Annotated in this window: 13 protein-coding genes; 4 read left to right on the top strand and 9 right to left on the bottom strand. The window is 74.3% G+C overall.

Annotated features, from left to right (window positions below; genetic code table 11):
- From IO39_RS15815 to IO39_RS15785, 7 genes are all read right to left on the bottom strand, one after another.
- On the bottom strand, positions 1-615 hold the full coding sequence (locus IO39_RS15815; RefSeq protein ID WP_245641988.1) for an acyl-CoA-like ligand-binding transcription factor: 615 nt from the start codon (positions 613-615) through the stop codon (positions 1-3).
- A 111-nt stretch (positions 616-726) separates the two neighbouring features.
- Entirely contained in the window at positions 727-2,007 is a 1,281-nt protein-coding gene (locus IO39_RS58895; protein WP_281200089.1) for a PP2C family protein-serine/threonine phosphatase, read from the bottom strand.
- A 176-nt stretch (positions 2,008-2,183) separates the two neighbouring features.
- Positions 2,184-3,623 carry a glutamine synthetase family protein gene (locus IO39_RS15805; protein ID WP_084772928.1) on the bottom strand — a complete coding sequence of 480 codons (1,440 nt, stop codon included), beginning with the start codon at positions 3,621-3,623 and terminating at the stop codon, positions 2,184-2,186.
- A gap of 40 nt (positions 3,624-3,663) precedes the next feature.
- Positions 3,664-4,209: an SRPBCC family protein gene (locus IO39_RS15800; protein ID WP_084772972.1), complete on the bottom strand. Its 546-nt coding sequence runs from the start codon at positions 4,207-4,209 to the stop codon at positions 3,664-3,666.
- Entirely contained in the window at positions 4,206-4,799 is a 594-nt protein-coding gene (locus IO39_RS15795; RefSeq protein ID WP_043622659.1) for a TIGR03086 family metal-binding protein, read from the bottom strand. Before IO39_RS15795 ends, IO39_RS15800 begins: the two co-directional genes overlap by 4 nt.
- On the bottom strand, positions 4,792-5,133 hold the full coding sequence (locus tag IO39_RS15790) for an ArsR/SmtB family transcription factor (RefSeq protein ID WP_043622656.1): 342 nt from the start codon (positions 5,131-5,133) through the stop codon (positions 4,792-4,794). The genes IO39_RS15795 and IO39_RS15790 overlap by 8 nt, the downstream gene beginning before the upstream one ends.
- A gap of 193 nt (positions 5,134-5,326) precedes the next feature.
- A complete protein-coding gene (locus IO39_RS15785) occupies positions 5,327-6,154 on the bottom strand; it encodes a maleylpyruvate isomerase N-terminal domain-containing protein (RefSeq protein WP_084772926.1) in 828 nt (275 codons plus the stop codon).
- Positions 6,155-6,305: 151 nt separating this feature from the next.
- Here IO39_RS15785 and IO39_RS15780 point away from each other — a divergent pair, with 151 nt between their 5' ends.
- Positions 6,306-6,914: a nucleotidyltransferase domain-containing protein gene (locus tag IO39_RS15780; RefSeq protein ID WP_043622653.1), complete on the top strand. Its 609-nt coding sequence runs from the start codon at positions 6,306-6,308 to the stop codon at positions 6,912-6,914.
- A gap of 84 nt (positions 6,915-6,998) precedes the next feature.
- Here the strand turns inward: IO39_RS15780 and IO39_RS15775 are convergent, their stop codons facing one another.
- Positions 6,999-7,883: a hypothetical protein gene (locus IO39_RS15775; RefSeq protein WP_211267032.1), complete on the bottom strand. Its 885-nt coding sequence runs from the start codon at positions 7,881-7,883 to the stop codon at positions 6,999-7,001.
- Between the two features lie 217 nt (positions 7,884-8,100).
- On the opposite strand from IO39_RS15775, the gene IO39_RS15770 reads away from it, so the two are divergent.
- Both IO39_RS15770 and IO39_RS54420 read left to right on the top strand, forming a co-directional pair.
- Complete coding sequence (locus tag IO39_RS15770) at positions 8,101-8,670, top strand: DUF5709 domain-containing protein (RefSeq protein WP_157548377.1); 570 nt, start codon at positions 8,101-8,103, stop codon at positions 8,668-8,670.
- A gap of 11 nt (positions 8,671-8,681) precedes the next feature.
- Positions 8,682-9,461 (top strand): hypothetical protein, encoded by a 780-nt coding sequence (locus IO39_RS54420; RefSeq protein ID WP_043622641.1) that lies wholly within the window; start codon positions 8,682-8,684, stop codon positions 9,459-9,461.
- Between the two features lie 118 nt (positions 9,462-9,579).
- Here IO39_RS54420 and IO39_RS15760 read toward each other — a convergent pair whose 3' ends face one another.
- Positions 9,580-11,049, bottom strand: a complete 1,470-nt coding sequence (locus IO39_RS15760; protein WP_043622636.1) for an aminotransferase class I/II-fold pyridoxal phosphate-dependent enzyme — start codon at positions 11,047-11,049, stop codon at positions 9,580-9,582.
- Between the two features lie 365 nt (positions 11,050-11,414).
- Here IO39_RS15760 and IO39_RS50680 point away from each other — a divergent pair, with 365 nt between their 5' ends.
- On the top strand, positions 11,415-12,131 hold the full coding sequence (locus IO39_RS50680; protein ID WP_052422953.1) for a hypothetical protein: 717 nt from the start codon (positions 11,415-11,417) through the stop codon (positions 12,129-12,131).
- Positions 12,132-12,194: the final 63 nt, after the last annotated feature.

Raw genomic sequence — 12,194 nt, 5'->3', positions numbered from 1 at the left:
TCACGGGTTGGGCAGGCCGGCGGCGAGCTGCGCGAAGGCCTCGTCGACCAGGCCGGCCAGCGGGCGGCGGGCGCCCGCGGCGCTCCAGCGCATCATCGCCACCCGGAAGGCCGCCAGGCCCGCCGCGGTGACCAGTTCGGGATATCCGGTCGTGCCCGGCTCGACGCCGGCCCGGCGCGCGACCGCCTCCGTGACGGCGCGCTCGGTCTCGGTGCCGCTGGCCACGAGCCGCGGCAGCAGCGACGGGTTCTGTTCGAACACCTTCAGCCGCAGCAGCCACTGCTCCTGCTGCTCCTGAACATGCTCGGCCTCGGCCCGTGCCATCCGCCGCAACGCCTCCAGGACGGGCACCTCCGGCGGGACGGCTTCCAGCTTCTCGCGCAGCTCGGCGGCGGTGAACTGGTTCCGGCCGATGAGCGCGTCCTCCTTCGACGGGAAGTAGTTGAAGAACGTGCGTGAGGAGACGTCGACCGCTTCGGCGATGTCCTCCACCGTGACCCCCGCCAGGCCGCGCTCGGCGACGAGCGTGAGGGCGGCGCGTTCCAGCGCCGCACGGGTCTCGAGCTTCTTCCGGTCCCTCCGGCCGAGTTCGTCAGCGCTGTCCACGATGGTCACCAGTCAAGAGTAGGGGGGATTTTTCATAATCTGCAATGTTTCAGCATCTGAAGTGGGGCAGATCACAGGCGTCTCGGGCCCCTTCTCCTGCGGCGGGGCCCCGGCGTCGCGTCAGACGGCGTCGCCCCGGGGGATGCCGGTCAGCGCGTCGGCCTGCTCGTCGGAGTACGGGCACGAGCCCGGCCACTCGACGAGCAGCACGGTGGCGTCGTCGCGGAGCCGGTGCCCGTGATAGTCGAGATGGTGGAGGATCAGCCGGCGCAGGGTCTCGGGCACCGGCAGCTCGTCGCTCTGGTGCCGGATGAGGAAGTCGGTGAACCGCTCCATGCCGAACTCCTCGCCGGCGCTGTTGCGGGCCTCGGTGATGCCGTCGGTGTAGAGCAGCAGCCGGTCGCCGGCCTGCAGCCGCGTCTGGCTCACGGTCACGGGCAGCCCCAGCCCGGTGCCCGCCGGCGGCCCCGGGTCGCACGTCAGCTCGACGGTGGCGCGCCCGCGGATGATGACCGGCGGATGGTGGCCGCAGTTGACCCAGCGCAGCTCGCCGCTGGGGATGTCGAGGTCGGCGATGATGCCGGTGGCGAACCGTTCGCCGCCGAAGATGCCCATGAGCGCCTCGTCGATCCGGCGCGCCGCCACCTCCGGCCCGTCGCCCGCGTGACGGCAGTTGCGCAGGGTCGTCAGCGCGAGGTTGGCGGTCAGTCCCGCGGCGGTGTCGTGGCCCATCGCGTCGAAGATCGCCAGGTGGGCGAGGAGGCCGTCGAAGGCGTAGTCGTACACGTCGCCGCTGACGTCGTAGGCGGGCTCCATCACCCCGCTGATCACGATGCGCTCGGTGCCGAACGTGCGCTGCGGCATGAGCCGCCACTCCATCTCCGCCGAGACGCTCATGCGCCTGCGCCGCACCAGCTTGGCGTAGGTGTCGCTCATCGGGCGCTTGCAGACCACCAGCAGGGCCACCAGCGCGGCCAGGCGCTCCATGTCCAGCAGCGCCTCCCGGTCCACGTCGGTGGCGGTGATGCGCAGGACGCCCAGCCGGTCCGTGCCGTCCACCAGCGGCACCCACCACTCGTGCGGGTCGTGCACGGCGGCCGGGAGGATCCGGCCGTGCTGGAACGCCCGCCCCGCCAGCGTGCCCTCGATGCAGATCTGGGCGTCCTCGGCCTCGCCGGCCGGCGCGGCCAGGCCCGCCAGCGGGGAGAGTACCTCCTGCTGCAGGTCGGCCAGGTAGATCACCACGTCGGCCAGGCCCACCCGCGCCGCCTGCTCCGCCACCAGGACCGGGATCTGCTCGAAGGCGCAGGTGTGGCTCGCGGACAGCAGCGCCCCGAACATCGTCCCCCGCGCCGCCGATGTCCCCTGGCCCGGGGCGCCCGATGCGTCGTGAGCGGTCATGTACCCACGGTAACCGCTCCCGCCGCCGCGACCGGCGGCAGGGGGCGCGCGCCACGGGCCGGCGCCGTCAGAACGGCCAGGCGCCTGGGGCACGGCCAGGTTCCCCGGGGCGCGGCCAGGCTCCCGGGGGCGGCCGGCCGGGCGTCCGTCCGGACGGCCGGCCGCCGGGGTCGTCGTCAGTAGAGCCAGCGGTAGGAGCGCAGGACGTCGGCCGCGTCGCGGTCGCGGGCCCGGGCGGCGTCCGACACGCGCACCGCGCGGAACGCGTCGGTCAGCTCCTCGCCCAGCGCGGCCCGCACGCGCGGGTTGCCCAGCAGCGCGCCGAGCTGCTCCGTCACCGTGGCGGGCAGCCGGTGGACTCCGTGCTCGGCCCGCCGCTCCTCGCTCCAGGAGCCCGGGTTGTCCTGCACCGGATCGGGCGGCGTGAGGCCGTCCTCGATGCCGCCCAGCCCCGCGGCGATGACCGCCGCGAGGGCGAGATAGGGGTTGGCCGCCGCGTCGGACGGCTTGAGCTCGACGTTGGCGTGCCCCGCCCCGAGCAGCGGAGTGGACGGTACGAGCCGCAGCGACGCCTCCCGGTTCTCCACCCCCCAGCAGGTGTACGCGCCGGACCAGTAGCCGGGCCGCAGCCGTTGCAGCGACGACAGGCTCGGTGCGGTGACGGCCACGACGGCGGGCAGGTCGCGCAGCAGGCCGGCCAGATAGGCGCCGCCCTCGGCGGTCATCCCCGCCGGGCCGTCCCCGCCGGACAGCAGGTTCGCCCCCGCCTGGGACAGTGAGGTGTGCAGATGCCAGCCGTTGCCCACCTGGCCCGGGTTGACCAGCGGGGCGAAGCTCGCCCGCAGGCCGTGCGCGCGGGCCGCGGCATGCACGGTCTGCCGGGCCAGGAGCTGCCGGTCGGCGGCGGTGACCGGGTCGGCGGGGGAGATGTTGAACTCGAACTGCCCGGGGCCGTACTCGCCGTGGAGCTGGCCGATGGGCACGCCGTTGCGGTCGAGGTCGTGCAGGAGCTGCGCGGCGAAGGCGTCGACGGCCAGCAGCTTGGCCGGGCCGTAGGAGGGGCCGTCGTAGACGGGGCGCACCTCGTCACCGTCGTCGTCGCCCGCCCGGCTGAGGTGGAACTCCATCTCGTAGCCGGCCAGGAAGTCCAGCCCGAGCGCCGCGGCCCGCGCGACCTGCCGCTCCAGCACGCCCCGCTGGTCGTACGGCCACGCGGAGCCGTCGGCCGCCACCTGCCGCCCCGGCACCCACGCGAACCCGGGCTGCCCGGCCAGCCGCACGAGCCGGTCGGGCACCGGCATCAGCCGGATGTCGCCCGACGGGGTGCCCAGGGGGGAGTGGTCGAAGGTGATGCCGTCGTGGGAGTCGAAGACCGCGAACAGCGGGGTGATGCCGACGCCGCGCTCGATCGCCGCGTCGTACTGGGCGGCGGGGACCGTGCGCGAGCGGGGGATGCCGTTGTTGTCGGCCCAGACGATGGTGACGCCGACGACGCCGGCCCTGGCCAGGGCCTGCCCGCCGGCCAGGGCGGCGGCCTGCGTGCCGCCCTCCCTGCCGGCCTGCGTGCCGGCTTCCCCGGCGGGCTCCGTCGCCGTGGCGGTTGCTTGGTCGAGCATGGGCCTCCCCTTCTCGCGGTCACACCGCGTACAGCTTAGATCACCCTGTGCTTCCGGGATGGTCGCTTGCGGTGATGCGGGGGAGGGGCCGGCGCAGGCCGGGGAGGGGTCGGCGCAGGGCGGGGAGGAGCGTGTCGAGGCGGTCGAACCCCTCGCGGACCCCGCGCTCCATGGGCGACTCGATCACCAGGTCCCGCGCCTGCCTGGAGGCGAACAGGTGGGTCGTGGTGAGGGTCGTGACGCCGTCCCGCTCGGTGAAGTCGTGGCTGACCAGGGCCTCGCCCGGATACCAGTGATCGTCGAAGGACTCGGTGTAGGACAGCCGGGAGGGCGCGACGACCTCGCGGTAGACGCCGCCCGAGGCCATGACCGCCCCGCCCGGCCCGTGCCAGACGAACCGCCAGGCGCCGCCGGGCCGCAGATCGATGCGGGCCTCGACGATGTCCCAGCCGTGCGCGCCGTACCAGCGCCTGACCAGCGCCGGCTCGGTCCAGGCGGCGAAGACCAGGTGCCGTGGCGCGTCGAACGAGCGCGTCATGACGATGGCGCGCTCGGACGGCGTGGCCACGGTCAGCGGCGCGGTCACGGGCGCCACCGCGGGTCGCGGCCGATGAAGGCGAGCAGCCTGTCCTGGGTGGAGGCGTCCTCCTCGACCTTCACCTCGGGCCCGAACACCTCGATGCCCGGCCCGAACGCGCCCGGCGTGCGGAACCGCTCCATCAGCTCGGGCGGCAGCGACCGCATGCCCGCCCAGCTCCGCTCGACGTCCACGGGGTCGATCGTGTCGTCCTGCCCCGTCGCGCGGGCCAGGTCCCAGCCGTGCAGCGGCAGGTCTTCGCTGATGACCTGGTCGATGTGCCGCTCCGCCGTCATGCGGCCGGAGGGGGTGTCGCACTCCTGGCCCGCGAGCGCGGGGTCGCGCAGGATCGCCTCCACGTCCGCGCGGGCGGCCCGGAAGGCGGCCAACGGGTCCTCGTCCACCGACGGGGCGGGGCCGAGGGTGCGGCCGAGCGGGCGCAGCATGGCGGCGTGCATGTCGACGATGTGCCCCACCACCTGCCTGGCCGTCCACTTCGCGCAGGGGGACGGGTCGGCCCACTGCTCGGGGCGCACGGCCACGACCTTGCGCTCGAAGGCGTCGGCGCGCCGGCGGTAGCGCTCGGCTGTCTCACTCATCACGGGTGTCCTCTTCTTTGAGCTCGTTCAGGAGGGCGTCCAGGCTCTGGTAGCGGTCGGCCCAGAAGCTCCGGTAGCCCTCCAGCCAGTCGGTGGCCTCCTTGAGCGCGGCGGCCTCCAGCCTGCACGGCCGCCGCTGCCCGTCCCGGCCGCGGGAGATGAGGCCCGCGCGCTCCAGGACCTTGAGGTGTTTGGTGATCGCCGGCTGTGTCATGTCGAACGGCGCCGCCAGCTCCGTCACCGTCGCCTCGCCGGCCTTGAGCCGGGCCAGGATCGCGCGGCGCGTCGGATCGGCGAGGGCGGCGAAAGTGGCGTCCAGGGTCTCCGCACTCACATAACCAATTGTTTATATAACCAACTGGTATGTCAATGGCCGGCACGGAATCCGCCGCCCGGCTCAGACGCTCGGGAATCCGCCGTCCGGCGGCTCGGCTCAGGTGTTCCGGGATTCGCCTTTCAGCGGCTCGGCTCAGGTGTTCCCGGGATTCGCGTTCAGCGGCTCGGCTCAGGTGTTCGGGATGAGCCGCTCAGCGGCTCAGGCGGACCAGGCTCGAAGCCGTCTCCAGCAGTTCCCTCGCCAGCGGCCCCTCCACCTGCGCCGTCACCGTGCGCGGATCTCGGCGGTCGGCGAACAGGAAGCAGAACTCGACGGCGTCCATCACCACCGTCCCGCGCCGCCGGCCCGGGTCGTCCCCGAGCCGGACCGGCCACGTGCCGCCGCCCGGCCCCGTCAGCCGCAGCTCGACCGTGCCCGTGCCCGTCCCGCCGCCCACCTGGTGCGCCAGCGGCAGCGAGCGGCAGCCCATGTCGGCCATCGCGTGCACGTGGGGAGCCACGGGGTCGGGCAGGGCGATGCCGCCGGCCCGCGCGATGTCGCAGGAGTGCACCCAGGTCTCGAAGGCCCGGCCGGTCAGATGGTCGCGTACGCGCAGCCGCAGCCCGCCCGCGGTGACCTTGGTCTCCGCCAGCCCGGCGTCCGCCGCCGCGACGAACGCGCAGAGCGCCGCCGCCTGCGCCCGCCACGCGGCGACCACCTCCTCCGGCCCGCCCGCCGTCGCGAGCACCTCGTCCGTGTACGCCTCCCGGTCGTCGCTCGACGGCCGGCCCCCGGGCAGGGGCGCGCCCAGCGCCGCCGCGAGCAGCCGGTCGGAGGCCAGGAGATGGCCCACCACCTGGTACGGCCGCCACCCGTGAACGACGGTCGCCGCCCGCGCGACGCCGCTCAGCTCGGGCAGCAGCACGCCGAGGGCCGCCACCCGGGCGGCGTAGGCGGCGGCGTACGGGGGCACCTTGGGCGCGGGCTCACGCCGGACCGCCGCGGCGCGCAACACCTCGTCCCGGGTCACACTCGTCATTCGTCCGAGGCACCTCCCTTGGACCAGGCGTTCGCCCCGTCTCTGCTCGGAGAGACATTCCGCTTATAGATACATACTGCGCGTCACGTCAAGGCGACAGTGCCGCCACCGGAGTTGCTCCCTGGCCGCGTCGCTCGTGCATGATGTCCGGATGACCGACGTCGACAATGATCCGGAGCGATGGGAGCCGGCGCCGCTGGGCGAGGTCGTCGCGCTGCTGCGCGGCCTGGCGTCGCCCTGGTGGGTGGCCGGCGGGTACGCGATCGAGCTGGCCGTCGGGCGCGCGTACCGCGAGCACGGGGACGTGGACGTCGCGCTGCCGCGCCGCGACCAGCTCGCGGTGCGCCGCCTCCTGGTCGGCTGGGACGTGCACGTCGCGGGCGTGGCCGAGACCACGCTGCCCTGGCCGGTGGGGGAGACGCTGCCCCGGCGGGCGCACGACATCTGGGTGCGCGAGCGGCCCGGCGGGCCGTGGCGCTTCCAGCTCATGCTGGACGAGACCGACGGCGAGGAGTGGGTCTATCGGCGCGACCCCCGGATCCGCCGCCCGCTGGCCGGCCTGACCGTCGCGGACGACGGCTTCCGCCGGCTCGCCCCGGAGGTGCAGCTCCTCTACAAAGCCAAGGACCCCCGTCCGAAGGACCAGGCCGATTTCGAGGCGGTGCTGCCGATCCTGACCGGGGAGCAGCGGCGCTGGCTGGACGACGCCCTGCGCGTCGAGCACGCCACACACCCCTGGCAAGCCCGGCTCCGCACATAGCCGGATCTCCCGGCGACGCCCGGCTCCCCATGTGGCCTGGTTCTCCGGTGACGCCCGGCTGCGCAGGTGGCTGGGGGCCGGGGCTCACCAGCCGATGCCCCGGGCAGTCTCGTTCCCGGAAGCTCGCGATGGTTCCGAGAGCGCGGCGGGCGGGCGCATCAGGGCGAGGTCCGGGCCCCACGCGTCCAGCACCGCGCCGTGCCCGGCGCGCCGGGCCGCCGTCTCGACCCGGGCGAACAGGCTGCGCTGCAGGGCCACGTCCCCGGTCCCGGAGATGCGCTCCACGGCGTCCAGCAGCAGCCCGGCGTCCCAGCCGGGCAGCGGGTGCCGCGCCAGCTCCCACTCCAGGTACCTGTTGTACGGACGGGGCCGGCGGTCCATCGCGAAGAGCAGCTCCAGCAGGAACCGGACGCTGTCGGCGGCGTCGAGGCGGGCGGCGAGCCGATGCCCGTCGCGGTCGTTCTTGACCGAGCGGTAGAGCGAGTTGGCGTAGGCGTCGAGCCACGCGGCGGAGTCCCGGACGGCCTCCTCGGCGTCGAGCCGCGCCTTGGCCGCCAGGATCGCCGCGATGCCACCGCCGCGCGAACTCGTGTCATCTGTGCCAGATGTGACGGTCGAGGGCGCCGTGCGGTCGCGTCCGGCGTCACCGCCGGTGTCGTCCGGGGGGAGGCGGTCGAGGACGACTCTGGCGCGGGCCAGGGCGTAGCGTTCGAAGCCCGGCATTCCGGCCGCGCGGAACTCGGCGAGGGAGAGGACGACCAGGTCGAGCTCGGGGCTGCGGTGTCCGGCGAACCGGGCGAGGCCCGACTCCGCGCCGTCGGCGAGGACGACGTACAGATCGTGGTCGGAGTGCTCGGTGGGCATGCCGTCGTGGGCCCTGGAGCCCTTGAGCACGAGGCCGACGACGGCGGGATCGGCGGTGGCGAGCTGGACGAACGCCTGGTACGTGAGGGGCTGCTGAGCCGGCACGCCGCGACTCTACCCGCCGCGCCCTGCCCGGGGGCATCCCGCGGTCACGCGGGGGCCGGAGCAGGTGGCCTTCTCGGGTGTGGGGGTAGGGGGCGGGTTCGGGACGAGAGCGGACCGGAAGCCACGGTCACCGAACCGCGCCGACGTCCGCACGGGGCCGGGGAAGCCGGTGGCCGGAGCGGGAGCCGGGAGAGCCGGCCGGGAAGCGGGGGAACGGATGAGTCATCACGTACCGGAACACGATCCTCACTCGCAATTCGAGGACGAGGGCATTCCGGACCTGCAAGACGGCACGCCGGGACAGCAGTGGGCGGTGGATCCGCAGGAGGCGCCGCTGCCCGCCGACGAGCCGGTCGCCGTGAACGACTTCGGGACGACGGACGACGAGCAGATCCAGGGCGAGTCGCTGACCGGCCGGCTGGAGCGGGAGGTGGCCGAGGAGCAGCCGGTGTTCGGGGCCGAGGAGTCCGCCACCGCGGCCCGCCTGCCGGCCGATGACGACGACGCGCCGGCCGTCGAGCGGGTGACCGAGGAGGGCGGCCTGGGCGTGGGCTCGGACCTGGACACCTCCTACGAGCGTGACACCGGCGTGGATCCGCCTTGGGAGGCGCAGCCGGAGGAGCCGTCGGGCCAGGTCTGGGACGCGCCGCGGCGCGCGGGCCGCCTCGTGGCCCCCGACGAGGGCACGCACGAGGACGCCGAGCCCGATGAGGTGGCCACGGAGGTGGGGCCCGACTCCGGCGGCTACACGGCCGAGGAGGCCGCCATGCGGGTCGAGCCCGAGTGAGGAGGAGCGGCATGCCGGACAGGGAGCACCCGGACCGCGAGCACGCAGAGCACGCAGAGCGCGCAGAGCATACAGAGCACGCAGAGCACGCAGAGCTCGAAGAGTACACAGAGCACGAAGAGCGCGAACGCCGGCCGAACGGGCCCGATGACGGCGGCCGGACGGGAGCCGGCCCCGCCGGCCCCGAGCGGGACGAGCGGGACGAGCGGGACGAGCGGGACGAGCGGGAGCGGGACGAGCGGCGGGAGCGGGACAAGGGGACGACGTTCGACGCCGAGTTGCACAACATGGGCGGCGACGTGGGCCCGGTGTCGATCCGCGGGTCCAACGTCAGCCCCGGCGCGAAACCGGGTGACGACGCCGAGCCGAAGAGCGGGTACGCCCGCCCCATGGGCTACGTCACCGGCAGGGACGACGAGTGGCCGGTGACGGCGGGCTCGGACGAGAAGGCGGTCGCCGCCCGTACCGACGAGATCGACGACCACGTCGCCACCTACGGACCGAGCCCGCACCCGATGCCGCCCGGCGCGCTGGAGCCGCAGGGCGAGGGCGGGGACCCGGGCTTCCGCGTCCGGGGCCCGGTGGACGAGGCCGAGCACGGGATGATCGTCGACGAGGACGGCGGGCGGCCGGAGGAGCCCGCGCGGGCCCCGAGCGGCGGCGAGCACATCAGCGCGGACGTGGACTGGGTGCCCTCGGACGAGGAGGACGACCCGGACGGCGGCTCCGGCCGCACTGACGCCGACGACGGCGGCTACCTCCCGGGAGAGGGCACCGGCCGCCCCTACTGACCGGCCCGCGCCCGCGTGCACCCGCCGGGCCGTGCACCCGCCGAGCCCCGCACCCACCGAGCCCCGCACCCATCGGGCCCGGCACCCCGGCCGCCCCGGGTGGCCGCACCGGGGCGGGTCAGGCGTCGTCCACCACCACGCGGACGGTCTCCAGGCTGGGGTCGGCCGCGTCGGGGACGACCATGCCGCCCTCCACGCCCGCGTGCAGATACCGCAGCACCTTGTCGGTCAGCCGCTCGCCCGGCAGCGCGGCGGGGATGCCCGGCGGGTACGGCGTGAGCAGCTCCGCGGTGACCCGCCCGGCGGCCTTCTGCCACGGGACGTGCTCGGCCCGGCCGAAGAACGCGTCACGGGGCAGCAGGGCCTGCTCCAGCCGCAGGTCGGCCGGCGAGGGGATGGGGATGCGGGGCGGCGGCGGCAGCTCGGCGGTGCGGCCCTGGAGATCGCGCAGCGCCGCGAGGAGCCGGCCGGTCGTCTGCTCGTCGTCGGCGTGGGTGAGCTGGACGCCGATGCGCCGGTGGTCGGCGAGGCCGACGTTGATCTGGTGGTGGCCGCGCAGCCGGTCGGCGATCTGGTACCCGCCCGTCCGCAGGCCGCTGACGTCCACCATGAGCTGCAGCGGGTCGGCGTCGAAGGCGCGGCCGGGCCCGCAGAAGTCGTCGCGGCCGTGCACGCGCAGCCCCTCGATGGCCGAGACGCGCGAACGGAGGCAGTCGGCCAGCTCCAGCGTGCGGTCGTAGATCTCCCGGCCCTGCTCGACCATCTGGCGGCGCCAGCCGTCGAGCGCGGCGTAGATCAGGACCGACGGGCTCGTGGTGCTGAACAGGTCGGCGCGCTCCTTGAGCAGCTCCGGCGCGATGAGGTCGCCCTGGAGGTGGAAGACGGAGCTCTGCTCCAGGCCGGAGCCCATCTTGTGGATGCTGGTGACGCACACGTCCGCGCCGGCGTCCATCGCCCAGGTGGGCAGGTCGGGGTGGAAGGGCAGGTGGGCGCCCCACGCCTCGTCCACGATCAGGGGTTTGCCGTGGTCGTGGCAGATCCGGGCGAGCGTGGCCAGGTCGGTGCAGGTGCCGTACGGGGTGGGGGTGACGACGAGGGCGCCGCGCGCGTCGGGGTGCGCGGCGAAGGCGTCGGCGAAGGCCCGCGGCGACGGCGGGTGGGCCAGGCGCAGCTCCTCGTCCCACTGAGGCTCGACCCACACCGGCCTGATCCCGGACAGGATCAGCCCCGCCACCACCGACTTGTGCGCGTCCCGGCCGATCAGCAGCTTCTCGTGCGGCCCCGCGACCGACAACATCGCCGCCTTCACCGACAGGGAGCTGCCGCAGGTGGAGAAGAACGTCTGCGCGGCCCCCACGGCGTCGGCCATGAGCTGCTCCGCCCGCTCCAGGACGCCCCCGGAGGAGGCGCGGTCGTCGAGCCCGCCGACCGCCAGCACGTCGGAGCGGAAGATCGTCTCGCCCAGCACCGCGGTGACCCGCGGGTCGACGCCGCGGGCCTGCTTGTGGCCGGGAGGGGTGAAGGGCAGCTGTCCGCTGTCGTGGTACGCCTGCAGCGCCTCCAGGACCGGCGCCTGTGAATGATCCATGGGCCCGCTCTTGCCCAGCGATGAGCTGCGAAAACGGCGGCCCCTCCGGCACCGCCGCCGGCCTGACGGAAACTTCCGGCCGGGCCGGAAGGTCTGAAAGTAACTTTGAGCTTAATGCGCAAAAGTCTGGACCGACGGCGTGCCGGGAGCGATCATCCGATCGTCAATCGAAGATCGCGGGCCCGTCCGGGCGCCCGCTGACCGGGCCTGCCGCAGGGCGCGTCCGGCGACGGCCCGGCGGTCCGCCAGGCAGACCGTCCGCGCCCATGAGGGCATCCGCCTCTACCACCGAGTGCTGAGCACCCCGCAGACCGCTCAGCCAGCCGCCCAGTAAGTCCCGTTTCCCCCCCACTGGGAGAGGTTCAATGGACCCGCAGGATGAGTTAGACCTGCCCGAATCCCGCTGGAGCGGTCTTCAGCCGACCGCCCGAGAACCCGATCGTCCCGACCCGTCCTGGAACCGTTTCGAGGGAGCCAAGGCCGAGGCGCGCTGGCCGCGCCGGCTGGCCCCCGTCCTCGCGGTCGTCCTCCTGGCCGAGATGGCCTACGCCGTGCCCGCCTACGCGGCCCCGCGCACCGCCCCGCAGGTGCAGAAGGAGACCCCGGTCAAGGGCACGAGCGTGCCGGTCCTGCCGCCGATGGCCGACCCCGCGCGGAAGCAGGCCTGGACGGCCCCGCCGCGCGTGGCCTGGCCCAGGAAGCAGAAGGCCGAGCTGGGCGTCGGCGCGAGCGCCAAGGCCGTGGCCGGCGACTTCCCCGTCAAGCTCGTCCCGGCGAAGGCGGCCTCCGGCAAGTCGGCCCCGGAGCAGACCGCCGCCCCGGTCACGGTGGAGCTCTACGCCTACGGCGGCGACTACGGCGCCCGGCTCGGCCTGGTCAAGCTGGAGGAGTGCGCGCTGAAGTCGGCCACCGCCACGGCCGCCTGCCGTCGGCACCCAGACCGGCGACTTCACCTGGAGCTACGACATGCGCACGCCGCCCTCTTTGGGCGGCGACGAGCCGGAGCTGTCGCTGGCCTACTCCTCCCAGAGCCTGGACGGCCGTACCGCGGCCACCAACAACCAGGCGTCCTGGGCCGGTGACGGCTTCGAGCTGAACCCCGGCGGCTTCATCGAGCGCCGCTACAAGTCCTGCATGCTCGACGG

Origin of the sequence: Nonomuraea candida (assembly GCF_000725485.1) — a bacterium.
Lineage (GTDB): Bacteria > Actinomycetota > Actinomycetes > Streptosporangiales > Streptosporangiaceae > Nonomuraea > Nonomuraea candida.
The sequence above is the reverse complement of the archived record's forward strand: the minus strand, read 5'-3'. Positions and strand labels throughout refer to the sequence as shown.

What these genes read in the sequence shown, in the direction of transcription:
- IO39_RS58895 (WP_281200089.1), bottom strand. Translation starts at nt 2,007, where the DNA reads ATGACCGCTCACGACGCATCGGGCGCCCCGGGCCAGGGGACATCGGCG.
- IO39_RS15805 (WP_084772928.1), bottom strand. Translation starts at nt 3,623, where the DNA reads ATGCTCGACCAAGCAACCGCCACGGCGACGGAGCCCGCCGGGGAAGCC.
- IO39_RS15795 (WP_043622659.1), bottom strand. Translation starts at nt 4,799, where the DNA reads ATGAGTGAGACAGCCGAGCGCTACCGCCGGCGCGCCGACGCCTTCGAG.
- IO39_RS15785 (WP_084772926.1), bottom strand. Translation starts at nt 6,154, where the DNA reads ATGACGAGTGTGACCCGGGACGAGGTGTTGCGCGCCGCGGCGGTCCGG.
- IO39_RS15780 (WP_043622653.1), top strand. Translation starts at nt 6,306, where the DNA reads ATGACCGACGTCGACAATGATCCGGAGCGATGGGAGCCGGCGCCGCTG.
- IO39_RS15770 (WP_157548377.1), top strand. Translation starts at nt 8,101, where the DNA reads ATGAGTCATCACGTACCGGAACACGATCCTCACTCGCAATTCGAGGAC.
- IO39_RS54420 (WP_043622641.1), top strand. Translation starts at nt 8,682, where the DNA reads ATGCCGGACAGGGAGCACCCGGACCGCGAGCACGCAGAGCACGCAGAG.
- IO39_RS15760 (WP_043622636.1), bottom strand. Translation starts at nt 11,049, where the DNA reads ATGGATCATTCACAGGCGCCGGTCCTGGAGGCGCTGCAGGCGTACCAC.
- IO39_RS50680 (WP_052422953.1), top strand. Translation starts at nt 11,415, where the DNA reads ATGGACCCGCAGGATGAGTTAGACCTGCCCGAATCCCGCTGGAGCGGT.